This is a genomic window from Roseateles rivi, from assembly GCF_043555845.1.
GTDB lineage: Bacteria > Pseudomonadota > Gammaproteobacteria > Burkholderiales > Burkholderiaceae_C > Roseateles > Roseateles rivi.
Window position 1 is genome coordinate 889,708 of sequence record NZ_JBIGHZ010000001.1, and the last position, 23,617, is coordinate 913,324.

Annotated in this window: 17 protein-coding genes; 10 read left to right on the forward strand and 7 right to left on the reverse strand. The window is 66.0% G+C overall.

Annotation, left to right across the window (positions count from 1 at the left end; genetic code table 11):
* Position 1: 1 nt before the first annotated feature.
* Positions 2-2,338, forward strand: a complete 2,337-nt coding sequence (gene parC / locus ACG0Z6_RS03995; RefSeq protein WP_394458770.1) for a DNA topoisomerase IV subunit A — start codon at positions 2-4, stop codon at positions 2,336-2,338.
* A gap of 107 nt (positions 2,339-2,445) precedes the next feature.
* Positions 2,446-2,952 carry an FxDxF family PEP-CTERM protein gene (locus ACG0Z6_RS04000; protein WP_394458771.1) on the forward strand — a complete coding sequence of 169 codons (507 nt, stop codon included), beginning with the start codon at positions 2,446-2,448 and terminating at the stop codon, positions 2,950-2,952.
* 81 nt (positions 2,953-3,033) lie between these two features.
* Here the strand turns inward: ACG0Z6_RS04000 and ACG0Z6_RS04005 are convergent, their stop codons facing one another.
* A complete protein-coding gene (locus ACG0Z6_RS04005) occupies positions 3,034-4,074 on the reverse strand; it encodes a quinone-dependent dihydroorotate dehydrogenase (RefSeq protein WP_394458772.1) in 1,041 nt (346 codons plus the stop codon).
* Positions 4,075-4,168: 94 nt separating this feature from the next.
* Here ACG0Z6_RS04005 and ACG0Z6_RS04010 point away from each other — a divergent pair, with 94 nt between their 5' ends.
* Entirely contained in the window at positions 4,169-5,302 is a 1,134-nt protein-coding gene (locus ACG0Z6_RS04010) for a 3-deoxy-7-phosphoheptulonate synthase (RefSeq protein WP_394458773.1), read from the forward strand.
* A 45-nt stretch (positions 5,303-5,347) separates the two neighbouring features.
* A complete protein-coding gene (gene rpiA / locus ACG0Z6_RS04015) occupies positions 5,348-6,007 on the forward strand; it encodes a ribose-5-phosphate isomerase RpiA (protein WP_394458774.1) in 660 nt (219 codons plus the stop codon).
* Positions 6,008-6,119: 112 nt separating this feature from the next.
* Here rpiA and ACG0Z6_RS04020 read toward each other — a convergent pair whose 3' ends face one another.
* The 4 genes from ACG0Z6_RS04020 to ACG0Z6_RS04035 form a co-directional block, all read right to left on the reverse strand.
* Positions 6,120-7,718 (reverse strand): M4 family metallopeptidase, encoded by a 1,599-nt coding sequence (locus ACG0Z6_RS04020; protein WP_394458775.1) that lies wholly within the window; start codon positions 7,716-7,718, stop codon positions 6,120-6,122.
* Positions 7,719-7,892: 174 nt separating this feature from the next.
* Positions 7,893-9,824 (reverse strand): bifunctional tRNA (5-methylaminomethyl-2-thiouridine)(34)-methyltransferase MnmC2/FAD-dependent 5-carboxymethylaminomethyl-2-thiouridine(34) oxidoreductase MnmC1, encoded by a 1,932-nt coding sequence (mnmC, locus tag ACG0Z6_RS04025; RefSeq protein WP_394458776.1) that lies wholly within the window; start codon positions 9,822-9,824, stop codon positions 7,893-7,895.
* Between the two features lie 32 nt (positions 9,825-9,856).
* The gene (locus ACG0Z6_RS04030; RefSeq protein WP_394458777.1) at positions 9,857-11,431 is read right to left on the reverse strand and encodes a DEAD/DEAH box helicase; all 1,575 of its coding nucleotides are present in this window, start codon (positions 11,429-11,431) and stop codon (positions 9,857-9,859) included.
* A gap of 217 nt (positions 11,432-11,648) precedes the next feature.
* On the reverse strand, positions 11,649-13,229 hold the full coding sequence (locus ACG0Z6_RS04035) for an ABC transporter substrate-binding protein (protein ID WP_394458778.1): 1,581 nt from the start codon (positions 13,227-13,229) through the stop codon (positions 11,649-11,651).
* Positions 13,230-13,364: 135 nt separating this feature from the next.
* Here ACG0Z6_RS04035 and ettA point away from each other — a divergent pair, with 135 nt between their 5' ends.
* From ettA to ACG0Z6_RS04055, 4 genes are all read left to right on the forward strand, one after another.
* A complete protein-coding gene (ettA, locus tag ACG0Z6_RS04040) occupies positions 13,365-15,029 on the forward strand; it encodes an energy-dependent translational throttle protein EttA (protein ID WP_394458779.1) in 1,665 nt (554 codons plus the stop codon).
* Between the two features lie 115 nt (positions 15,030-15,144).
* Complete coding sequence (locus tag ACG0Z6_RS04045; protein ID WP_394458780.1) at positions 15,145-16,473, forward strand: AGE family epimerase/isomerase; 1,329 nt, start codon at positions 15,145-15,147, stop codon at positions 16,471-16,473.
* A complete protein-coding gene (locus ACG0Z6_RS04050; RefSeq protein ID WP_394458781.1) occupies positions 16,470-17,414 on the forward strand; it encodes a carbohydrate kinase family protein in 945 nt (314 codons plus the stop codon). Before ACG0Z6_RS04045 ends, ACG0Z6_RS04050 begins: the two co-directional genes overlap by 4 nt.
* Before the next feature lie 84 nt (positions 17,415-17,498).
* Positions 17,499-18,452 (forward strand): amino acid ABC transporter substrate-binding protein, encoded by a 954-nt coding sequence (locus tag ACG0Z6_RS04055; protein ID WP_394458782.1) that lies wholly within the window; start codon positions 17,499-17,501, stop codon positions 18,450-18,452.
* 33 nt (positions 18,453-18,485) lie between these two features.
* Here ACG0Z6_RS04055 and ACG0Z6_RS04060 read toward each other — a convergent pair whose 3' ends face one another.
* The gene (locus tag ACG0Z6_RS04060; RefSeq protein ID WP_394458783.1) at positions 18,486-19,826 is read right to left on the reverse strand and encodes a sigma-54-dependent transcriptional regulator; all 1,341 of its coding nucleotides are present in this window, start codon (positions 19,824-19,826) and stop codon (positions 18,486-18,488) included.
* Positions 19,819-21,711: a sensor histidine kinase gene (locus ACG0Z6_RS04065; protein WP_394458784.1), complete on the reverse strand. Its 1,893-nt coding sequence runs from the start codon at positions 21,709-21,711 to the stop codon at positions 19,819-19,821. Before ACG0Z6_RS04065 ends, ACG0Z6_RS04060 begins: the two co-directional genes overlap by 8 nt.
* Before the next feature lie 323 nt (positions 21,712-22,034).
* Between ACG0Z6_RS04065 and ACG0Z6_RS04070 the strand changes: the two genes are divergently transcribed.
* The gene (locus ACG0Z6_RS04070; RefSeq protein WP_394458785.1) at positions 22,035-22,958 is read left to right on the forward strand and encodes a branched-chain amino acid ABC transporter permease; all 924 of its coding nucleotides are present in this window, start codon (positions 22,035-22,037) and stop codon (positions 22,956-22,958) included.
* 13 nt (positions 22,959-22,971) lie between these two features.
* Positions 22,972-23,617 (forward strand): ABC transporter permease subunit (locus ACG0Z6_RS04075; RefSeq protein WP_419964617.1); only part of this gene is annotated, 646 nt, incomplete at its 3' end.

Here is a 23,617-nt window from a genome sequence, read left to right on the forward strand (position 1 = left end):
GATGACGACCCAAGAAACTTTTGATTTCGATCCGCCCGCATCGGCTGGCGGCCCGCAGGACGACAGGCCTTCCCTGACCCTGGGTGACTACGCCCAACAAGCCTATTTGGAGTACGCGCTGTCGGTGGTCAAGGGCCGTGCGTTGCCCCTGTTCAGCGATGGGCAAAAGCCCGTGCAGCGGCGCATCCTCTACGCCATGCAGCGCATGGGGCTGAGCTACACCGGCGCCAATGGCGCCAAGCCCGTCAAGAGCGCGCGTGTGGTGGGTGATGTGCTGGGCCGCTTCCATCCGCATGGCGACCAGGCGGCCTACGACGCGCTGGTGCGCATGGCGCAGAACTTCAGCCAGCGCTACCCGCTCATCGACGGCCAAGGCAATTTCGGCAGCCGCGACGGCGATGGCGCAGCAGCCATGCGCTATACCGAGGCCCGCTTGGCGCCCATCGCCAGCTTGCTGCTGAATGAAATCGACGAAGGCACGGTGGACTTCCAGTCCAACTACGACGGCTCGACCGAAGAGCCTCGGCAGCTGGCGGCGCGCCTGCCTTTTGTGCTGCTCAACGGCGCTTCGGGCATTGCCGTGGGCATGGCCACGGAAATCCCCAGCCACAACCTGCGCGAAGTGGCCGCCGCGGCGGTGGCCCTGCTCAAGGACGAGAACCTCAGCGACGAGGCCTTGTTTGAGCTGCTGCCCGGCCCTGACTACCCCGGCGGTGGGCAGCTGATTTCGGCAGCTGAAGACATCCGCGCGGCCTACCGCGGTGGACGCGGTTCGCTCAAGCTGCGCGCGCGCTGGAAGATCGAAGAGCTGGCGCGCGGGCAGTGGCAGCTGGTGGTCACCGAGCTGCCCCACGGCGTGTCCTCGCAGCGCGTGCTCGAAGACATCGAAGAGATCACCAACCCCAAGGTCAAGACGGGCAAAAAAGCACTCAGCGCCGAGCAGATCCAGCTCAAGGGCGTGGTGCTGGCGGTGCTGGACGGCGTGCGCGACGAGTCCAGCAAAGACGCGCCGGTGCGTCTGGTGTTCGAGCCCAAGAGCCGCAGCATCGAGCAGCAAGACCTGATCAACACCTTGCTGGCGCACACCAGCTTGGAGACCAGCTCGCCGCTGAACCTCACCATGGTGGGCGCAGATGGCCGCCCCACGCAGAAAAACCTGCGCGAAATCCTGCGCGAGTGGCTGGACTTCCGCCTTGACACCGTCACGCGGCGCACGCGCCACCGCCTGGAGCGTGTGCTGGACCGCATCCACGTGCTGGAAGGCCGCCAGCTGGTGCTGCTCAATATCGACGAGGTGATTCGCATCATCCGCGAGAGCGATGAGCCCAAGCCCGCGTTGATCGAGCGCTTTGCGCTGAGCGAGCGCCAGGCCGACGACATCCTGGACATCCGGCTGCGCCAGCTCGCACGGCTGGAAGCCATCAAGATCGAGCAAGAACTCAGCGCCCTGCGCGAGGACGCGGCCAAGCTGCAAGACATTCTGGGCAGCCCCGCCACGCTGCGCCGCACGGTGGTGAAGGAAATCGAAGCCGATGCCAAGCAGTTTGGTGACGAGCGCCGCACCCTGATCCAGGAAGACAAGCGCGCCGTGGTGGAAGTGCGTGTGGTGGACGAGCCCGTGACTGTGGTGGTCAGCCTCAAGGGCTGGGTGCGTGCGCTCAAGGGCCACGAGATTGACCCTGCGGCCCTGAGCTTCAAGTCGGGCGACGCGCTCTACGGCGTCTTCCCCTGCCGCAGCGTGGACCCGCTGGTGGTCCTGGGCAGCAATGGCCGGGCCTACTCCGTGCCCGTGGCCAGCCTGCCCGGCGGCCGCGGCGACGGCCAGCCCATCACTGCGCTCATCGACCTGGAGCGCAGCACCCAGGCCGCGCATTACCTTGCCGCTGCGGCCAATCAGCGCATTGTGTTGGCTGGCACGGGTGGCTTCGGTCTGATTGCCGAGGTGGGCGATCTGGTGGGCCGCAACAAAGCTGGCAAGGGCTTTTTGAGCCTGGAGGGAGAAGAGCGTCCGCTGCCACCGGCCCTCATACCCAACGCGCCGGGCGCGCTGCACCTGGCCTGCCTGAGCTTGCAGGGGCGTTTGCTGAGTTTTGCGCTGGACGAGCTCAAGCACCAGCCCAAGGGCGGGCGCGGCCTGACCTTGATGGACCTGGAGCCCAAGGACGCGCTGCTGAGCGTGGCCGCCTATGCCCAGCAACTGCTGGTTCAGGGCAGTGGGCGCGCAGGCAAGCCCAAGGAGGAGTTGCTCAAGGGTGCCGCCTTGGCGGCTTATGCGGCAAAGCGCGCTCGCAAGGGCAAGCCGGTAGAGGGTTTGCTCAAGGTGTTACGACTGCTGTAACCCCTTGGAAGCATCGCACCCCCTTCAGGCAAGGGGGTGTCCATTAACGTGAAAAGCTGCACACTTCAAGCCATAGCAGGCATGGTGATCTGCTAGGGAGCGCATACATGAATGCACTGAAGATTGCAGCGGCGGCTTTGACCTTGGTAGCGGGGGTCGCGTCGGCCACTTCTTACAACCTGGGTACTTTCAATGGCCCTGGCACGGCGTCGTTTGATTCCACGGTCAACCCTGGGGGTCTCTTTCAAGACGATTACTCGTTCACATTGGGGCAGCAGTCCTGGGTGGCTGCGTCGGTGACGAACGTGTTCTTCCAGTTTGGTTTGACCGAGTTCAATTACATCAGCAACTTCACGGTGACCCTCAACGGCACTCCGGTTCCAATCTCCACCAGCGTGGTCGGCACCAATGTGTTGGTGCAGACTGCTGCGGGCGTGACCAATCTGGGCGCAGGTAGCTATGTGCTGTCGGTGGCCGGTGTGAACAACAATGCTGGCACCGTGTCTTACGGCGGCAATTTGGCTGTGACTCCAGTTCCTGAGCCCGAGAGCATGGCTTTGATGCTCAGCGGTTTGGTTGGCGTGGCGTACATGCGTCGCCGTCAAAAGAACTGAACACACAGGGCGTGCTTCAGGCTTGCGCTCTGATATGAAAATGGCCGCCTCTTCGGGGCGGCTTTTTTTCGTTTGGATGACTCAGACTTTGGCCAGAGCGCGCGCGCATTCCGGCACCAGGGCCGAGCCCCGGTAAATCAGGCCTGTGTAGACCTGCACCAAATCGGCTCCGGCCTGCAGCTTGGCGCGCGCATCGGCACCGCTCATCACGCCGCCCACACCGATGATGGGGTACTTGGGCCCCAGCGCCGCACGCAGCAGGCGAATCACGCGGTTGCTGGCCTCGAACACCGGCTTGCCAGAGAGCCCTCCGGCTTGATCGGCGTGCGGCAGACCTTGCACGGCCTCGCGGGAGATGGTGGTGTTGGTGGCAATCACGCCGTCGATGCCGTTTTTCAGCAGAGTCTGGGCAATCACGCCCACCTGGGCTTCGTCCAAGTCCGGCGCAATCTTCACAAACATCGGCACCTTGCGCGCCGACTGCTGCTCCAGCTGCAGCTTGCGCGTTTGCAGGCGCGACAGCAGCGCATCCAGGGCCTCGTCGCTTTGCAGCGCGCGCAGGTTTTTGGTGTTGGGGCTGGAGATGTTGACGGTGATGTAGTCCGCGTGCGGGAACACGCCTTCGAGCCCGATGAGGTAGTCGTCCACCGCGTTTTCAATCGGCGTGATGGCGTTTTTGCCAATGTTCAAGCCCAGCAGACCGCCTGCCGCGCGGAAGCTGTGTGAGCGCTTGACGTTGGCAATAAAGCTCTCCAAGCCCTCGTTGTTGAAGCCCAGGCGGTTGATGAGCGCACTGGCTTCGGGCAGGCGGAACATGCGCGGCTTGTCGTTGCCGGGCTGGCCCTTGGGCGTGACGGTGCCCACTTCGATAAAGCCAAAACCCATGGCGCCCAGGCCGTCGATGCAGCGGCCGTTTTTATCGAGGCCAGCCGCCAGACCAATGCGGTTGGGGAACTTCAGTCCGGCCACATTCACAGGGTCGGCAATGCGGGCTTGGGCCCAGAGGCATTGCGCCGGTGTGTTCTGCAGGCGGGCTATGGTGCCCAGCGTGAGTTCGTGGGCGTGCTCGGGGTCTAGGCCGAACAAAAAAGGACGGGTGAGGGAGTAGGGCAGGAGCGACATGGGGTGGGATTGTCGCAGGCGGACGCCGCAGTCCCAGCAGCTTTGCGCTGGCGCAGCGCCGATAATGACAGGCTCACCCAAGGAGCACTGGCGCATGAAACCCCTGGACAACCCCCTGCACGATCGTGAAGCCGGCTCGCGGGATGCCACGGTGGACACCACCCGCACGGACGACACCCGCATTGGTGCGGTGCGCCCCCTGATCTCGCCCGCCCTGCTGCAGGACGAGCTGCCCATTGGTGACGCGGCGCTGGAGCTGGTGGAGCGCTCACGGCGCGAGATCAGCGATGTGCTGCAGGGCCTTGACGACCGTTTGCTGGTGGTGGTGGGGCCTTGCTCCATCCACGACCATGACCAGGCCATGGCCTATGCCCGCCTGCTCAAGGCTGCCGAAAAAGAGCTGCGCCAGGACCTGCTGGTGGTGATGCGGGTCTACTTCGAAAAGCCCCGCACCACGGTCGGCTGGAAGGGCTATATCAACGACCCGCAGATCGACGGCAGCTTCAATATGAACGAAGGCCTGCGCCTGGCGCGGCAGTTGCTGCTGGACATCACGGCGCTGGGCCTGCCGGCGGGCACGGAGTTTTTGGACCTGCTCTCGCCGCAATACATCGCGGACCTCATCGCCTGGGGCGCCATTGGTGCGCGCACCACCGAGAGCCAAAGCCACCGCCAGCTCGCCTCGGGCTTGTCCTGCCCGGTGGGCTTTAAAAACGGCACCGATGGCGGCATCAAAGTGGCGGCTGACGCCGTGCTCGCAGCACGCGCCAGCCACGCCTTCATGGGCATGACCAAGATGGGCGTGGCCGCGATTTTCGAGACGCGCGGCAACGAGGACTGCCACCTCATCCTGCGCGGCGGCAAAGCGCCCAATTACGACGCAGCATCGGTACAGGCCGCCTGCGCGCAGTTGGCGGCGGCGGGCTTGCGCGAGCCCCTCATGATCGACTTTTCGCACGCCAACTCCAGCAAACAGCACGAACGCCAGCTGGTGGTGGGTGAGGAGGTGGCGCAGCAAATCGCCGCGGGCGAGGGGCGCATTTGCGGCGTCATGATCGAAAGCCATTTGCACGGCGGCCGCCAAGACCTCGGCCCGGGCCAGACCAAGGCTGATTTGAAGCCCGGCGTCTCCATCACCGACGCCTGCATTTCCTGGGAGCAGACCGAACCCCTGCTGCGCCGCCTGGCGCAGGCCGTGGCGCAGCGGCGCAGCGCACGCCAGCGCTGAGCATAGGAAAGCGTGCACCGAATTTTTCTCTGACGGTAGGAAGCGATGAATCAAGACGAACTCAAGGCCCTGGTGGGCCAGGCGGCATTGCAATACGTGAAGCCCGACACCGTGATCGGCGTGGGCACGGGCTCGACGGTGGACAAGTTCATCGACGCGCTGGCTGCCAGCGGCATCAAGATCGCGGGCGCGGTGTCCAGCTCGGTGCGCTCCACCGAGCGCATGCGCGCGCTGGGCATTGCGGTGCTGGAGGCCTCCGAGGTGCCTGCGCTGGGTGTCTACATCGACGGTGCCGATGAAATCGACCCTCAAGGCCACATGATCAAGGGCGGCGGCGCGGCGCTGACGCGCGAAAAAATCGTGGCTGATCTGGCCCAGACTTTTGTCTGCATTGCCGATGCCAGCAAGCAAGTGCCGGTGCTGGGCAAGTTCCCCTTGCCCGTGGAGGTCATTCCCATGGCTGCGGCGCAGATTGCGCGACGCTTTGCTGAACTGGGTGGCCAGGCCAAGCTGCGCGAAGGCGTGGTCACGGACAACGGTGGGCTCATCTTGGACGTTCATGGCCTGTCCATCACCGACCCAGTGGCCTTTGAGCGCGACATCAACCAATGGCCTGGCGTGGTGTGTGTGGGCGTGTTTGCCCGCAACAAAGCCCAGGTGTGTTTGCTGGGCACGCCCACGGGCGTGCAGCAGCTGCAGTTCTGAGGCGGCAGCTCCGCTGCAGCTATTCAAAAGGGCAGGGCCGCTGAGTGCGGCACCTGCCCTTTTTGTGCGCAGCGCATCGGCAAGCAGTGCGCTGCTCGGTCTTGCTTCAGGCTTAGTTGACGTTCACTGCAGTCCACGCTCTGGCCACGGCGGTGGATTCGGTGCTGCCGATGCCGTAGAGTTCTTCAGCCGCAGCCACGGTGGCACGGCGTGCAGCGGCGAAGTTGGTGTTGGAGGTCATCTTGGTGGTGAGGGCCCGGTACCAAATGGCCGCAGCCTTGGCGCGGCCAATGCCATTCAAAGCGTCCGACCCCGTGGCCACACGCGTGTCCGTGCTGCGGCAAGTGGGGCTGGCGCCGTAGCTGCTTTGCGTGCCTTCGGCCAACAGGAAGTAGAAATGATTGGCCACGCCTGAACTCAGGTGCACGTCCAGATTGCCCACACCGCTGTACCAGCAGTCGGCGGAGGAGCCATCGGCGCTGGGCTTGACCATATTGCGCAGATAGGCGCGACTGATCATGACTTTTTCCCCGATGAGGTAGTCGCCCACATCGGTGCCGCTGGCGGCATGGAATTCCACCATGGTGCCGAAGATGTCGGAGGTGGCTTCGTTGAGCCCACCGGACTCGCCCGAGTAAATCAGCCCAGCGGTGCGGCTGGTGACGCCGTGGGTCATTTCATGACCGGCCACATCCAGCGACACCAGGGGGCGCAGCGAACGGCCGTCGCCATCGCCATAGGTCATGCAAAAACAGCTGTCCGACCAAAACGCATTGGCGTAGCTGCGGCCGTAGTGCACGCGGTTGTAGGCGCCCACGCCATCGTTGCGGATGCCCGAGCGGCCGTGTACGTTTTTGAAATAGTCCCAGGTCACAGCGGTGCCGTACTGCGCATCAGCGGCTGCGGAGGCGCTGTCAGAGGTGGCGTTGTTACCCCAGGTGTTGTCGGCATCGGTGACGATGCCGCCACCGCTGGTGCGGTTGCTCATGTTCAGGGTGTAAGTGTTGCCACGCGTGGGGTCTTTGAGCTCAAACCCGCCCGTCGTGCGGCTGTTGGTGGTCAGCGGCACATTGCCGCTATAGAGCGTCTTGCCTGTGCCATTGGCGGCGGCCGTGTGGATGTCGTTCCAGCTGTCGAGCTGCTGGCCGGTGTGTGCGTCAACGATGACGTGACGCTCAAACGGTGTGCCGTCGGCCTCGTCACCCACCACCAGCACGTCCCAGGCCAGGCGGGGGAGGTCTTGGCGGGCGTACACCACCAGCTCGGGGGTGCCTAAGAGGCTGGACCCTTCGTTGGCCCGCACTGCGTGTTTGACGGCACGCAGGCTGGGTACGGTGGGCTTGGTTTCAACTTCCGGGGCGCGCGAGAGGGTGTGTTGCATGGCGCGCAGGGTGCCGCGCGCATCGGAGCTGACGATCAAGTCGCCGCCGATGACGCGCAAGCCCTTGAACTTGCGGTCCATGCGCACGTGTTCGGTGCCATCGGGGTCGATGTGGGTGTCGCGCACGGTGTAGCTTTGTTCAGGGCCATTCCAGCTCAGGCCGCGGAAGGCCTCAACGTGGGCGCGGGCGCGGGTCTCCGCGCCTTGCTTGACCAAACCAAGATCTTTGGCTGCACTCTGTGCCGAGGCGGCCAGGGGGCTCAACGACAGGGCCAAGGTAGCGGCCGCAAGCGCAAGGGCGCTGTGTTTGGTAACACGGCGATGCTGCATAGTCAGTCTCCTAGATGCTTGTTATCAGAGAGAAAGTGACCCAAACAGGCGAAATTGCCTGGGTAGGTGTTTTCCAACTGTCCCAACGACTCGGAAAACGAGGCGCAGCGTAAACCCCGGTACTTGAGTGGCAAGTAATCAGATTTGATGACTTGGCAGTGGTGCTAGTTCGTGTCAGCGATGCTCTCGTGCCGCAAAGCGTGCTATGTCGACGGCGTCGAGCAAATCGGCGCCCAATGGCATGGGCAGACCCAGCAGTTGCGCGGCCACCAGCTCTCCGGCCAGGGTGGCCCAGGTGATGCCCCGCGAGGCCAGCCCCCCACACAACAGCAGCCCCGCGTGGCGTGGCCAGAAACGGGCCTGCTCGGCCCGCTGTGCGGGTACGGCACAGGGCAGGCCGCCGATGAGGGGCAGGCGGTCCGCCACCAGGCTGCGCCACCCCACGCGCCCGGCCAGGGTTTGCGCGTCAAGCTCGGCGTCGCTCAGGCTGTGGCCCATGAGCTGCTGCAGGCGCTGCAGGTTTTGCGCGTGGTCGCTCGGCCGGGGTTCGGGCTCGGGGTCATGGGCCTGGGTGGTGGCGCCAAACCAGAGCGCTTGATCAGGCCCTTGCAAGGCATAGCCCACCCCGGCCAGAGGCAGGGGTGGCCTGGGCATGCCTGCCAGCTGCGTGCCCGTGGCCATGCTCAGCTGGCCGCGCTGGCTCACCCAGGGCAGGGCAGGGCCGGCTACCCAGGGGGCGGCGAGGCGCGCGTTTTCGGTGCCCGCGGCCAGCACCAGGGCATCGGCCTGGGCCAGGGGGCGGCCAGCGCCGTCCAGCACGCGCCAGCCTTGAGCGTGCGCAAGCGGCTCCAGGCTGTGCACTTGCACCCCCATGAGCAGCTGGGCCTGCGCTTCTTGCAGCCACAGCCGCGCCAGCTCACCCGGGCAGAGGGCGCCGCCCGTGGGGTAGAACCAAGCCGGGGCGCTCAAGGGCAGGCCTGTCATGGTGTTGAGCGCTTCGGGCGCGAGGGCCTGCACATACTGCGGTGGCAGGGCGCTGCGCTGCAGCAGGGCCTGCATGGCCTCTAGCGCCTGAGGCTTGCGCTCCACGCGCAGCATGCCTGCTTGATGCCAGCTCAGCGCGGAGCCGATGCGCGCCACTTCTTGTGCTGTACGCAAGGCGCAGGCGCGGTTGAAGCGTGCGTGCGGCCCGTCGTCGGCATGCAAGCTGCCGTGGTAGAGCCCGCCGGGGTTGCCCGAGGCCACTTGCGCGGGCGCGCTGCGTGCGTCCAACACCGTCACGGACAAGCCCTGGCGGGCTAGGGCACGGGCGCAGGCGGCACCGGCCAGCCCCGCGCCCAGCACCAATACATGGCGGGCCTGTGGGGCCAGCGCTTGGCGGCCCGGTGGCGGTGAGGCACGCCGCGCGGCATGCAACTGCGCCATACACATCTGCCCTTTGCTGGCAAAGCCAGGCACTTTTTGGGCGTCAAAGCCGGCGGTTTGCAGGCCGTCGAGCACGCTGCGCGCCACGCTCCAGGTGGCGGCCGTGGCGTCCGGGGCGGCCAGGCGTGCCAGTTGCTTGAACACGGTGGGCGACCACAAATCGGGGTTGCGCGCGGGTGCGAAGCCGTCCAGATAGATGGCGTCCACCTGGGCTTGCAGCTGGGCGAGCCAGTGCTGCGCCTCGCCCAGTGCCAGCATGAGCTGCACGCGCCCGCCTTCAAAGTCCAGCAGGTGCAGGTCGGGCGTCAGCGCTGGCCACAGGGCCTGCAGCTGCTGGGCCAAGTCAGGCAGCGGTGAATGCGCATGGGCGCGCTGCAGGTCTTGCAGGCGCAGAGGGTGTTTTTCGACGCTGATGAAGACGAGCCGCTCGCAGCGCTGCGGGTCAGCTCGCCAGGCGTCCCAGGTGGCCAGAAAGTTGTTGCCCAGGCCAAAGCCGGTTTCCAGCACCACAAAGCGCGGGCGCGATTGCCAGCGCTGCGGCAGGCGGTTGCCAGCGAGAAAGACGTGCTGGGCCTGTGCCAGTGCTCCTGCGCGCGCGTGGTAGACATCGCCATAGGCCGGCGCCTGGGGGGCGCTGGCATCGCTGAAATCCACCTCGGCAGCTTGCAAAGGCGCGGGCATGGCTGTGGCCTATGGCAGGGCTCGTGCCGGGTTTAGCGCTTGGGTTGCAGCAGGCGCGAGCCACCTGTGCCGGCCTGGGCGCTGCGGCCACCACGGCCACCGTTGCCACCCTGGCCACCATTGCCACCGTTACCGCCATTGTTGCCACCGGTGCCTGCGCCTGCGTTGGCAGGGCGGCCGCCAGAAGCGGGGCCACGGCCTGAACCTGCTTGCCCATTCGCAGCGCCCGAACCCTGAGGCCGGCCACCTTGTGCGGGACGGCCTCCTGCGGGCTTGGGCGCGCCGCCGCGGCCGCCGCCATGGCCTGAACGTGCTTCGCCCTGGCGTGGACCGCCTGGAGCGCCACGGCCTGGGCCGCCGCGTCCGCCACCACCGCCGGGGGCGCTGCGCTTGGCTCCGCCGCCACCCAGACCGCCGTGCAGCACCATGCGGCCCATCACGATGGGCTCGGGCTTGGCGTTGGGATCGGGCTCAAAACCGGCGATGACTTGGCGCGGAATCTCACGCTTGATGAGTTTTTCGATGTCGCGCAGAAAGCCCTCTTCGTCCACGCACACCAGGCTCACAGCCTGGCCTTGCGCGCCCGCACGCCCGGTGCGGCCAATGCGGTGCACGTAGTCTTCGCTGACATTGGGCAGCTCGTAGTTCACCACGTGGGGCAGCTGGTCGATGTCGATGCCGCGCGCGGCAATGTCCGTGGCCACCAGCACCTTGAGCGCGCCGCTTTTGAAGTCGGCCAGCGCCTTGGTGCGTGCACCCTGGCTCTTGTTGCCATGGATGGCCATGGCGGTGATGTCGTTTTTGTTCAGGAACTCAGCCAGGCGGTTGGCGCCGTGCTTCATGCGCGTGAACACCAGCACCTGGTGCCAGTCGTGGCGCTCAATGAGGTGGGCCAGCAGCTCTTTTTTCTTGTCCCGGTCGACCGGGTGGATGAGCTGGTCGATGGTGTCGGCCGTGGCATTGCGCCGCGCCACTTCGATCAAGCCGGGTTGATTGAGCAGCCGGTCAGCCAGGGCTTTGATGTCGTCGCTGAAGGTGGCCGAGAACAGCAGGCTTTGCTTGTTCTTGGGCAGCAGGGCCAGCACTTTTTTGATGTCGTGGATGAAGCCCATGTCCAGCATGCGGTCGGCTTCGTCCAGCACCAGGATCTGGATTTGCGAGAGGTCCAGCGTGCCTTGCGCCACGTGGTCCAAAAGCCGCCCGGGCGTGGCCACGAGGATGTCCACACCTTTTCTCAGGCGGTCGATTTGCGGCTTCATGCCCACGCCGCCGAACATCACCATGCTCGACAGCGGCAGGTACTTGCCGTAGGTGCGCACATTGTCTTCAACCTGTGCGGCCAGTTCTCGGGTGGGCGTGAGCACCAGGGCGCGCACGGCCAGACGGCCGCGTGCATCGCGCACCGGGGCACCGGTGCTCAGACGCTGCAGCATGGGCAGGGTGAAGCCTGCGGTTTTGCCAGTGCCGGTCTGGGCGCCTGCCATCAGGTCGCCTCCTTGCAGCACCAGCGGAATGGCTTGGGCCTGAATGGGAGTAGGGGAGGTGTAGCCGGCGTCAGCAATGGCGCGCAGCAGAGGCTGTGACAGCCCCAGGGAATCAAAACTCATGAGTGCGGTGGAGTAGGTAAGGCACGGCCTGCCTCAGGCCTCCCAAAGTGGGGCGCCCCGGCAGCAACGGCGAGTCAGCTTCGCGGCCGCGCCCAAGGCTTCGCATGCGAAGCGCCACAGCGCCAGTCTTGAGACCGCAGGAGCACAAGGCCCAAAAAACAATCGCCACGGCAAGACTGCGCGCGTGGCGATTGGCCCGATTGTACCGGGCGAATGCTTATTTGCTGTTGATCTGCACCCAGGGCAACCAAAGCCAGTTGTCCGGACGGTGTGCAGCTTGCACGTTTTGGCGCATGGCCCAAGGGATGACTTGGCGGTGCAACGGCAGCACGTGCAGGCCTGCTTTGAACTCGCGCAGCGCGTTCTTGATCAGCTCCTCGCGCTTTTTGGCGTCGGGCTCGACGCTGGAGGCGGCGGCGAGCTGGTCGAACTTGTCGTTCTTCCAGTTGCCGTAGTTGTAGTAGCCCACGCCCTTGTCGCCGCGATTGCGCAGCACGGGGGTCATGATGGTTTCAGCGTCGGTGATGGAGCCGCCCCAGCCGTACATGTAGAGGCTGGTGTCGAGCTTTTCGAGCTTGGGGAACATCAGCACGCGGGGTTGGGCGTTGACGCGCACCTTCACGCCAATCTTTTGCCACATGGAGGCCAGGGCCAGGCAGATTTCTTCGTCGTTGATGTAGCGGTTGTTGGTGCAGTCCAGCGTCACCTCAAAGCCCTGGGCGTAGCCGGCGTCGCTCATGAGCTTGCGGGCGCTGTTGAGGTCGTAGGGCAGGCGCGCTTCAATACCACCGTCGTGGAAGTTGGCCAGCGGCGTGGCCGTGGGCGCGCCGGTGGGGGCTGACAGGCCGTTCATGAGCCGGCTCTTGATGGCCTCGATGTCCACGGCCTGGTAGAGCGCCTGGCGCACGCGAATGTCTTTGAAGGGGTTTTTGTCGCCAGGCACTTTGGCGTGCAGCAGCTTGTCGCGCGCTTGGTCCATGCCGATGAAGATGATGCGGTTTTCCGGGCCGTCCAAGACCTTCACACCGGTGGTACTGCGCAGGCGCTGCACGTCGCGCGGGGCGGGGTCCAGCACAAAGTCCAGCTCGCCCGAGACCAAGGCGGCCAGCCGCGTGGCATCGTTGCCTACAGGCGTGAACACGGCCTCCTGCACATTGCCTTCGAACTTGCCCCACCAGTTGGGATTGCGGCGGAACACGGTTTTGATGCCGGGCTCGCGTGCCGCCAGCATGTAGGGGCCGGTGCCGTTGGCGCGTGTGGCGGCGTAGGTTTCTTCGCGGTCTTTGAAGTTCTGCGGCTGGGTGACGCGGTTTTGCTCGCACCAGCGCTTGCTCATGATGTTGATGGTGTCGAGGTGCTGCAAAAACACCGGGTTGACGCGCTCGAGCTGGAACTCCACCGTGTGGTCGTCAATGCGCTTGGGCGTGCCCAGGGCGTTGGCGTAGTTGCTCAGCTGTGAGGTGGGCGCGCGGGCGCGCATCATGGAGAACACCACATCGTCTGCGGTGAAGGGGGTGCCGTCGTGGAACTTCACGCCCTGGCGCAGCTTCACGCGCCAAAGCAGCGGGTTGACCTGTGCCCATTCCGTGGCCAGGCCCGGAACAATGGCCAGCAGCCGGTCGCGCGAGACCAAGCGTTCATACACATGGCCGTTCATGGCGTTGGTCAGCACCTCGTTTTGAGCGTGCGGATCAGCCGTTTGCATATCCCCCTGGCTGGCCCAGCGCAGGGTCTGGGCGGAACTCGCGCCACCCAAGCACAGGGCAGCTCCCAGCAAGCAGATGTTCAGCAGGCGCATCGTGTTCTCTTGTCTGTGACTGGAACCGCGCAGTTTAGGGGCATGGCCAGTGCGGAATTGGAAGCTGCGACAATTGCGCTTTCACGGGGGCAGCCCCGTGCCCCCAGATTTTTCGACTCAACAAGACACCCAGCCATGGCTCAGTACGTCTTTTCAATGAACCGTGTGAACAAAACGGTTCCCCCCAAGCGCCACATCCTCAAGGACATTTCCCTGTCCTTCTTCCCGGGCGCCAAGATTGGTGTTTTGGGCCTGAACGGGTCGGGCAAGTCCACCATCTTGAAAATCATGGCGGGCGTGGACAAGGAGTTCGAAGGCGAAGCCGTGCCCATGCCCGGCATCAAGATCGGCTACCTGGAGCAGGAGCCCAAGCTCGACCCCGATCAAACCGTGCGTCAAGCCGTGGAAGAGGGCATTGGTGGCGTGCTGGCGGCCAAGAAGCGCCTGGACGAGGTCTATGCCGCCTATGCCGAACCCGACGCTGACTTCGACGCCCTGGCCGCCGAGCAAGGCGAGCTCGAAGCCATCATTGCCGCAGCCGGTTCGGAGAACACCGACCTGCAGCTGGAGCTGGCTGCTGACGCGCTGAACCTGCCGCCCTGGGACGCCAAGATCGACAACCTCTCCGGTGGTGAAAAGCGCCGGGTGGCCCTGTGCCGCCTGCTGCTGTCCAAGCCCGACATGCTGCTGCTGGACGAACCCACCAACCACTTGGACGCCGAAAGCGTGCACTGGCTGGAGCAGTTCCTGCAGCGCTTCTCTGGCACCGTGGTGGCCATCACCCACGATCGCTACTTCCTGGACAACGCCGCGGAGTGGATTCTGGAACTGGACCGTGGTCACGGCATTCCCTGGAAGGGCAACTACTCCGACTGGCTGGACCAGAAAGAGCGCCGCCTGGAGCAGGAGCAGAAGTCCGAAGACGCGCGCATGAAGGCCATGAAGGAGGAGCTCAAGTGGGTGCGCTCCAACGCCAAGGGCCGTCAAGCCAAGAGCAAGGCGCGTCTGGCGCGCTTTGAAGAGCTGTCCGACATGGACTACCAAAAGCGCAACGAAACCAATGAAATCTTCATCCCCGTGGCCGAGCGCCTGGGCAATGAAGTCATTGAGTTCAAGGGCGTCACCAAGAGCTTTGGCGACCGCGTGCTGATCGAAGACCTGAGCTTCAAGGTGCCCCCTGGCGCCATCGTGGGCATCATCGGCCCCAACGGCGCGGGCAAGTCCACTTTGTTCCGCATGATCCAGGGCACCGAAACGCCTGACAGCGGCGAAGTGGTCATCGGCAAGACCGCCAAGCTGGCCTTTGTGGACCAAAGCCGCGCCAGCCTGGACGCCAACAAGACGGTGTGGGAAGACGTCTCGGGTGGGCTGGACAACATCGTGGTGGGCAAGTTTGTCATGCCCAGCCGCGCCTACATCGGCCGCTTCAACTTCAAGGGCAACGACCAGCAGAAGATGGTGGGCCAGCTCTCCGGTGGTGAGCGCGGTCGCCTGCATCTGGCCAAGACCCTGGCTCAGGGCGGCAACGTGCTGATGCTGGACGAACCCTCCAACGACTTGGACGTCGAAACCCTGCGCGCGCTGGAAGAGGCGCTGCTGGAGTTCGGTGGCTCGGCCATGGTGATCTCGCACGATCGCTGGTTCCTCGACCGCATCTGCACCCACATCCTGGCCTACGAGGGCGACGCCAAGTGGACCTTCTTTGACGGCAACTTCACCGAGTACGAGGCCGACAAGGTCAAGCGTCTGGGCGAAGAAGGCGCACGTCCCAAGCGCGCCCGCTTCAAGTCCATCAAGTAAGGCCAGCGGCCTTCCCGGGCGCGAGCAGGACTCGCGCCCGACTGCAGAAAATCTCGGGGCCTGTGAGCCCGCTGGCAGCGCGACAGCCTGGGGCTGTTTGCGCTCCAATTCGGGCATGAACCACCCACCCCTGCCCGACGTTCGAGACCCCGCTGTGCTGCTGGCACATGTGCGGCACACGCTGTCCTTTTACGACCCCCGGGCGGTCGACGCCAGCGGCGGTTTCTTTCACTTCTTCCGCGACGATGGCGAGGTCTATGACCGCCACACGCGTCATCTCGTCTCCAGCACCCGCATGGTGTTCAACGCCGCCATGGCGTGGCGCCATTTCGGCCAGCCCCAGCATGGGGAGCAGTTGCAGCACGGCCTGCGTTTTCTGCGCCAGGCCCACCGCCAAAGCGACACCGGCGGCTACTGGTGGCAGCTGAGCTGGCGCGATGGCCGCGCCCAGAGCCTCGACGCCACCAACCACTGCTACGGCCTGGCCTTTGTGATGCTGGCCTACGCCCACGCCGTGATGGCCGGGCAGACCCAAGCCCAGCCCTGGCTGGAAGAAACCTGGGATTTGCTGCAGGCGCGCTTCTGGCAGCCGGAGCACGGGCTTTACGCCGATGAAGCCTCGGCCGATTGGTCGCAGCTGGACAGCTACCGCGGCCAAAACGCCAATATGCACCTGTGCGAGGCCTTGCTGGCCGCGCATGAAGCCACGGCGCAGCCGCACTACCTGGAGCGCGCTGCGGTGCTGGCGCGGCATATGTGCCAGCGTCAGGCTGCGCTGGCCGGTGGCTTGATTTGGGAGCATTACCACGCCGACTGGCAACCCGACTGGGACTACAACCGCCACGACAAAACCAATATCTTTCGCCCCTGGGGCTTTCAGACCGGCCACCTCACGGAGTGGGCCAAGCTGCTGCTCACGCTGGAGCGCCAGATTCAAGCCCATGCCCAGCTCGACCCTGCCGTGCTGTTGCAGCCCTGGGCTGAGGTGCATTGGCTGGCGCCGCGCGCGCAAGAGTTGTTTGATGTGGCCATGCAGCGCGGCTGGGACGAGCAACACGGCGGCCTGGTCTATGGTTTTGGCCCCGATGGCAGCTGGTGCGACAGCGACAAATACTTTTGGGTGCAGGCCGAGAGCCTGGCCACGGCGGGCTTGCTGGCGCTGCGCCAATCCGACGCGGTCGAGGCCGTGCGCTACTGGAGCTGGTACGACCGCATCTGGGCCTACAGCTGGGCGCATTTTGTGGACCACCAGCATGGCGCCTGGTATCGCATCAAGAGCCGCGAAGGCCGCGCTTACTCCGACGAAAAAAGCCCGGCGGGCAAGGTGGACTACCACACCATGGGCGCTTGCTACGAGGTGGTGCGGGCGCTGCAAGGTGCACCGCGCGGCGGCCGTTTGCCCTTGCCTCTGCGCGCTGACGGGGCCGTGGGAGCTGCGCCGTGACGCCCGCCGCACCCCTGCCGCAGCTGGTGGTGCTGGGCGAGGCCCTCACCGATTTGATCCGCGTCGGCGCCCAGGACTGGAAGAGCCGCTGTGGCGGCGCGGGCTGGAACGTGGCGCGTGCCGCTCAGGCGCTGGGCGTGAGCACCGGATTTGCGGGCGCTATCAGCCGCGATGTGTTCGGGCAGCAGCTCTGGCAGGCTTCCCTGGAGGCGGGCCTGGATGCGCGCTTTTTGCAGCGCACCGAATACGCACCGCTGCTGGCCGTGGTGCATGAAACGGCGCCCCCACGCTATTTCTTCATCGGGGACGACAGCGCCGATCTGCACTTCGACCCCGCTGCGCTGCCCCAGGGCTGGCAGGCGGCCGTGCAGTGGGCGCACTTTGGCGGCATCAGCCTGGCGCGTGAGCCGCTGGCAGCGCGCCTGCTGGAACAGGCCCGCGCGCTCAAGGCCCGCGGGGTGCGCATCAGCTACGACCCCAACTTCCGCGCCAGCATGGGCCCGGACTACGACCCCATGCTGCGCGAGATGTGCGCGCTGGCCCATCTGATCAAGGTCTCTGACGAAGACGTGCTGGGCCTGCTGCGCTGCACGGATTTGGCGCAGGGCCTGCAGCAGCTGCGCCAGTGGGCGCCACAGGCCTTGGTGGTGTGCACCCAGGGGGCGCAAGGCGCCACCTTGTGGGCCGGTCGCCAGGGCTGGCAAGGGCGCGCGCCCGAAGTGGCTGTGGCCGACACCGTGGGCGCGGGCGACGCCTTTGTGGCGGCACTGCTGGCCAGTTTGATGCAGCAGCCCGACGCCGCGCCCGAGCTGCACCTGCGCCAGGCCCTGGCCGCCGGGGCTCTGGCTTGCACCCAGCCCGGCGCCCATGCCCCCACAGCGCAGGCCGTGGTGCAGCTCGCGGCCACCTTGCCGCACTGCCAGAGCGTGCCTGCGCTCTGAGGGCGGGCAGGCGCAGCGCGAACGCGCCACGCAAGGGCGTTTTTACGGGCCTCGACCTGCGCTGTGCCGCTCTACCATCGGCACATGACACAGCCCGCCCCCGTTTCGCCCCGCAGCCCCAGGCGCCATTGGGCGGCGTGGTTGATGCTGAGCGTGGCGCTGGGGGCTGCTGCGGCGCAGAGCCCCGACAGCAGCCCCACGCTGGAACGCGTGCGCACCACGGGCGTGATCGTCATGGGCTACCGGCCTTCGGCTCCGCCGTTTTCTTTCGTGGACGCAAGGCTCAAGCCCGCGGGCTATTCGGTGGAGCTGTGCGAGCGCGTCATCGCCGCGGTGCGCCAGCGCTTGAACCTGCCCGATCTGGAGGTCAAGCGCGTGGCCGTAAGTTCCACGGCGCGCGTGGCCTTGAGCGCCAACGGCACGCTGGACCTGGAGTGCGGCGTCACCACCCACACCGCGCAGCGTGCGCTCAGCCAGGGCTTTTCCATCACCACCTTTGTGGCCCAAACCCGGCTGTTGACGCGCCGCGATGTGGAGCTCCAAACCCTGAACGATTTGCGCGGCTTGACCGTGGCCACCACGCTGGGCACCACCAGCCAGCAAGTGCTCAACCGCCTCAACCAGGAACGCAAACTGGGCATGCGCATCGTCACCGGTGCGGAAGACCCCGAGGCTTTTGAGCTGCTGCGCCGCAATCAAGCCGATGCCTATTTGATGGACGACGTGCTGCTGCTGGGCCGCCTGGCCCTCACCCCTGCTGGACTGCAGGCGCAGGACTACCGCCTCTCCAGCCTGGCTTTGAGTGTGGAGCCCTACGCCCTGGGGCTGCGGCGCGGAGACGCCGTGTTCAAGCGCCTGGTGGATGAGGTGTTGACCCAGCTCTACCGCAGTGGCGAGATCCACCAGATCTACCGCCGCTGGTTCGAGCAGCCCATTGCGCCCAATGGCCAAAACATGCGCCTGCCCATGAGCGCGGCGCTGCGCCGCGTGATTGCCCAGCCCAGCGACAGCCCCAATCCCGCGCACTACGCGCCCTGAAGTGGCGCCAGCGCAGGCATTGCGCGCAACTGCTCAGCGGAACTGCTCGGGCACGATGCCGTGGCGGTGCAGCTTGTCGTACAGCGTTTTCTTGGGCGTGCCCAGCAGCTCCATGGTGGGGGCAATCTTGCCCTGGCAGCGGCGCAGGGCCTGCTCGATGAGGGCCTTTTCCACCTGCTCCATCTGGCGCGCCAGGCTGAGCGTGGGTGTGCTGTGGGCGGCCGCACCGGGGTCGAGCTCGTCCAGCGAGAGCACAAAGCGGTCGGCGGCGTTGCGGATTTCGCGCACATTGCCGGGCCAGTCGTGGGCCATGAGTTCGCGCAGGCGCTGGGGCTGCAGCTCGGGGGCCTCGCGTTCGTAGCGCGCGCAGGCCTGGGCCACGAAGTGCTGGAACAGCAGCGGGATGTCCTCGCGCCGCTGGCGCAGCGGTGGCAGCACCAGCGTGGCGACGTTGAGCCGGTAGTACAGGTCGCTGCGAAAGCTGCCTTGCTCGCCCATGGCGCGCAGGTCGGTCTTGGTGGCGGCGATGAAGCGCACATTGACGGGCAGCTCCTCGTTGCTGCCCAGACGGCTGACGCGGCGCTCCTGCAGCACGCGCAGCAGCTTGATCTGCAGCGGCAGCGGCATGGTTTCGATCTCGTCCAGCAGCAGCGTGCCGCCGTTGGCGTGTTCGATCTTGCCAATGCGCCGCTTGGCCGCGGAGGTGAAGGCGCCGGGCTCGTGCCCGAAGAGCTCGCTCTCAAAGAGCTGCTCGGGCAGGCCGCCGCAGTTGATGGCCACGAAGTGGCGGTCGCGCCGCGCGCTGTGGTCGTGCAGGCAGCGCGCCACCAGCTCTTTGCCGGTGCCCGTCTCGCCCAGAATCATCACGTCCGCCGAGGTGGCGGCCAGCGTCAGCACCTGGCGGCGCAGCTGCTGCATCACCGTGGACTGGCCCAGCAGCGCGGCCTCAATGCCATTGCTGCGCTGCAGCTGTTCGCGCAGCTGCTGTGAGGCCAGGCGCAGCATGCGCACGTCCAGTGCACGGTGCACGGTGTCCACCAGGTGCTCGGGCGCAAAAGGTTTTTCGATGAAGTCGTAGGCGCCGCTGCGCATGGCGTGCACGGCCATGGCCACGTCGCCATGCGCGGTGATGAGAATCACCGGGATGCCGGGGTCGGTGCTTTGCACATGCTGGTGCAGGGTCAGGCCGTCCATGCCGGGCAGGCGGATGTCGCTGACCACCACCAGCTGCGCACCGGGCTGGATGTGGGCCAGCGCTTCTTCCGCGCTGGCGCAGGGCAGCACCTGCAGCCCTTCGAGCTCCAGGGTCTGTGTCAGGCTGGCACGAACTGGGTGGTCGTCTTCGACGAACAGCACCTTGAATCCCTCAAACATCGTCCTCGTCCTCCGCGGCGTGCCAAGTCTCTACCGCTAAATCAAATTCAAAACTCATGCCCGTGGGCAGGCGTTGGGCGCGCAGCGTACCGCCAAACTCATGCACGATTTTGGAAGAAATCACCAAACCCAGGCCCAGGCCTTCACCGGCGGGTTTGGTGGTGAAAAAAGGTTCGAACAGGCGTTGCAGCTGCGCGTCGCTCAAGCCGCAGCCGCTGTCTTGCACGGCCACCAGCACGCGCTGCCCGTCCTGGCGCAGGGCGCGCACGCGCAGCTCGCGCTGGGGGGCGTCGGCCAGCGCATCCAGGGCATTGCCCAGCAGGTTCACCAGCACTTGTTCCAGACGGTTGCCTTCGGCGCGCACACGCAGCCCTGGCGCAATGTCCAGCTGCAGCTGCAGCTCCAGCGCGCGCAACCGGTGCTGCAAGATGAGCTCGGCGTGGCGCACACAGTCCAGCAGCGAGACGGGGCCCAGCAGCGGCTCGGCGCGCCGTGCAAAGCTCTTGAGCTGGCGCGCGATGGCGCCCATGCGCTGCACCATCTGGTCGATGTGGTGCAGGTTGTCAGCCACCTCGGCGTGGCGCCCGGCTTGCAGCAGGCGCAGCGAGTTGCCCGCCAGCGCGCGCAGCGCCGTCAGCGGTTGGTTCACCTCGTGGGAGAGCCCGGCCGACATCTGCCCCAGCACCGCCAGCTTGCCGGCTTGTAGCAGCTCGCCTTCGGTTTGCAGGCGCTGCTGGATTTGGCGCTTGAGTTCGGCATTGGTCTGACGCAGCTCGGCGGTGCGATGGTCCACCACGCGTTCGAGCTGGGCATGCGCCTGCTGCAGCTGCACCTGGGCGCTGAAGAGTTGGTGCAGGTGGCGGCGGCGGCGCACCAGGTAGAGCCACAACAGGGCCACACACAAGCCCATGGCCGCACCGGCCCAGCCTGCCAGGCGTGCTTGTTCCCACACCTCTGTGGGTTGGGAGAGCGAGAGCATGCGCAGCCCCTGCGGCACCAGCAGACGCTCCTGCGCCATGTGGCGGCGCGGGGCGGCGTCGGGCTGGTCGCGCAGCATCACCAGGCTCACGCCGTTGTGGCTTTGCAGCGGGGTGGGCAGGCCCAGGGCTGGCCCGGGCGGTCGTGCGTAGCGCGCTTCGTCAAAACCGGGCAGCGCTTTATCGGCACGGCGCGGCTCCAGCAGGCGGTGGCGCCAGGGCTCGAAGGAGCTCATCACCACCACGCCGTGGGCATCGGCCACCAGCAGGCGCTCGCCCTGGGTGCGCAAGCCCAGGTCCATCCAGCTGGCTTCCAGGGGAGCCAGGCTGAGCTTGACCACCACCACGGCGCGCGTCTGGCCCTCGCGCTGCATGGGGTGCAGCAGGTAGAAGCTCGGCCCTTCTTGCTCGCTGCCGACAAAGAACTGCAGCGCGTCGCTGGCCAGGGCCTCGCGCAGCTGCGCGGCGGGCGGGCGCTGGTCGCTGGCCGCCAGCACCTGGCCTTGTGCGTCGGTGAGCAGGATTTGCATGGTGCCCGCGCGCACATTCACCCCGGCCAGATAGCTGCTGAGGCGCTGGCGGGCGCTGGCATCTTGGGGCTGAGACAGAAACTGCTGCACATGGGTGTCGGCCGCCAGCAGGCTGGGCAGGTAGGCGTGGCGGCCCAGCTCGGCTTCCAGGTTCGCGGCGTAGAGCTCCAGCCTTTCCGTGGCCACGGCCGCGAGGTTGTTCAGGCCGACACGCTCACGCCATTGCGAGGCCGTGATGGCGCCACCGGCCACCAGCAGCACCGTCAGGGTCACGTCGCGCAGCCAGGGCCACAGCCGTGCCGCACCCGAGCGCAGGGCCTTGGGGGCGGTTTGTGCCTGCTCTTGAAGCAAGGCGTGGTCGGGGCTGGCGTGCTGCATGGGCCTGCAGTGTGCCCAATTCCCACGCGGCCTTTGCTGCAGCCCCAATGGTGGATTCCCCGCAGGCGAGATTCCGCACCGGCAACTCTTGTTGAGGTGCGGAATTCCGCCCATCGCGGCCCAGGGAATTTGATTCGGGCCTAGGGTCTTGCCGGATTGATGCGCGTCAAGCCGATATCGGGAGTCGTCAGTGAGGGCTGATTTGTCGGTGAATACCCTGCAAGAAGCGGCGGTGGCACGGCTGTTGCGTTATGAAGGGCATGCCGCAGTGGCCAGGGTTTTGGCTGGCTTGATAACGCAAGAGAACAAGGACGGGGCAACCCATGGACATCCTGATACAGCAGATCATCAACGGGCTGGTGCTGGGGAGCATGTACGCGCTGGTGGCGCTGGGGTACACGATGGTGTACGGGATCATCAACCTGATCAATTTCGCGCACGGCGAGGTGTTGATGGTGGGGGCGTTGGTGAGCTGGACGGTGGTGAGCGCGCTGCAGGGCTATGGGCTGCCGGGGTGGGCGCTGATGCTGGTGGCGCTGGGCTGCGCGGTGGCGGTGTGCATGGCGCTGAATTACGCGATTGAGCGCGTGGCGTACCGGCCGCTGCGGCGTGCGCCGCGCCTGGCGCCGCTGATCACGGCCATGGGCATGTCGCTGCTGCTGCAGACGCTGGCGATGATCATCTGGAAGCCCAACCCCAAGCCCTTCCCGCAGCTGCTGCCGGCCGAGCCCATTGAGGTGATGGGGGCGGTGATCTCGGTGACGCAGGTGCTGATTCTGGTCAGCACGCTGGTGATTTTGGTGAGCCTGCTCTACCTGGTGAACTACACCCGGCTGGGCCGCGCGATGCGTGCGACGGCGGAGAACCCGCGCGTGGCCGCGCTGATGGGGGTCAAGCCCGATGCGGTGATTTCGGCGACGTTTGTGATTGGTGCGGCGCTGGCGGCGGTGGCCGGGCTGATGTGGGCGGCCAACTACGGCACGGTGCAGCACTCGATGGGCTTTATGCCGGGGCTCAAGGCCTTCACGGCGGCGGTGCTGGGGGGCATTGGCAACCTGGCCGGGGCCATGGTGGGGGGCGTGCTGCTGGGGCTGATCGAGGCCATCGGGGCGGGCTACCTGGGCGAGCTCACGGGCGGGGTGCTGGGCAGCCACTACGCGGACATCTTCGCGTTTCTGGCGCTGATCCTGGTGCTGACGCTGCGGCCCTCGGGGCTGCTGGGTGAGCGCGTGGCCGACCGTGCTTGAAGGAGTCAAGAGCATGCAAAAGAACAAGCTGATCGTGTTTGGCCTGGCCGCGCTGGCGCTGCTGGTGCTGCCACTGGGGGTGCAGCAGCTGGGCAATGGGCCGGTGCGCATCCTGGACCTGGCGCTGCTGTACGTGCTGCTGGCGCTGGGGCTCAACATCGTGGTGGGTTACGCCGGGCTGCTGGACCTGGGCTATGTGGCCTTCTACGCCGTGGGGGCGTACATGTTCGCGCTGCTGAGCAGCCCGCACCTGGCGGAGAACTTCGAGTGGTTCGCGGCGCACTTCCCTGAGGGGCTGCACTCACCGCTGTGGGTGGTGATCCCGCTCGGGGCCGCACTGGCCGCACTGGCCGGGGTGGTGCTGGGCTCGCCCACGCTGAAGCTGCGCGGGGACTACCTGGCCATCGTCACGCTGGGCTTTGGGGAGATCATCCGCGTGTTCCTGAACAACATGGAATACCCCGTGAACGTGACCAACGGGCCGCGCGGCATCGGGCAGATCGACCCCATCCACTTCTGGGGCTTGAGCCTTGGGGAGCCGCTGGAGGTGCTGGGGCTGACGCTGCCGCCCGTGACGCTGTACTACTACCTGTTCCTGGCGCTGGTGGTGGGCTCGGTGCTGGTGTGCGTGCGGCTGGAGCGCTCGCGCATCGGGCGCG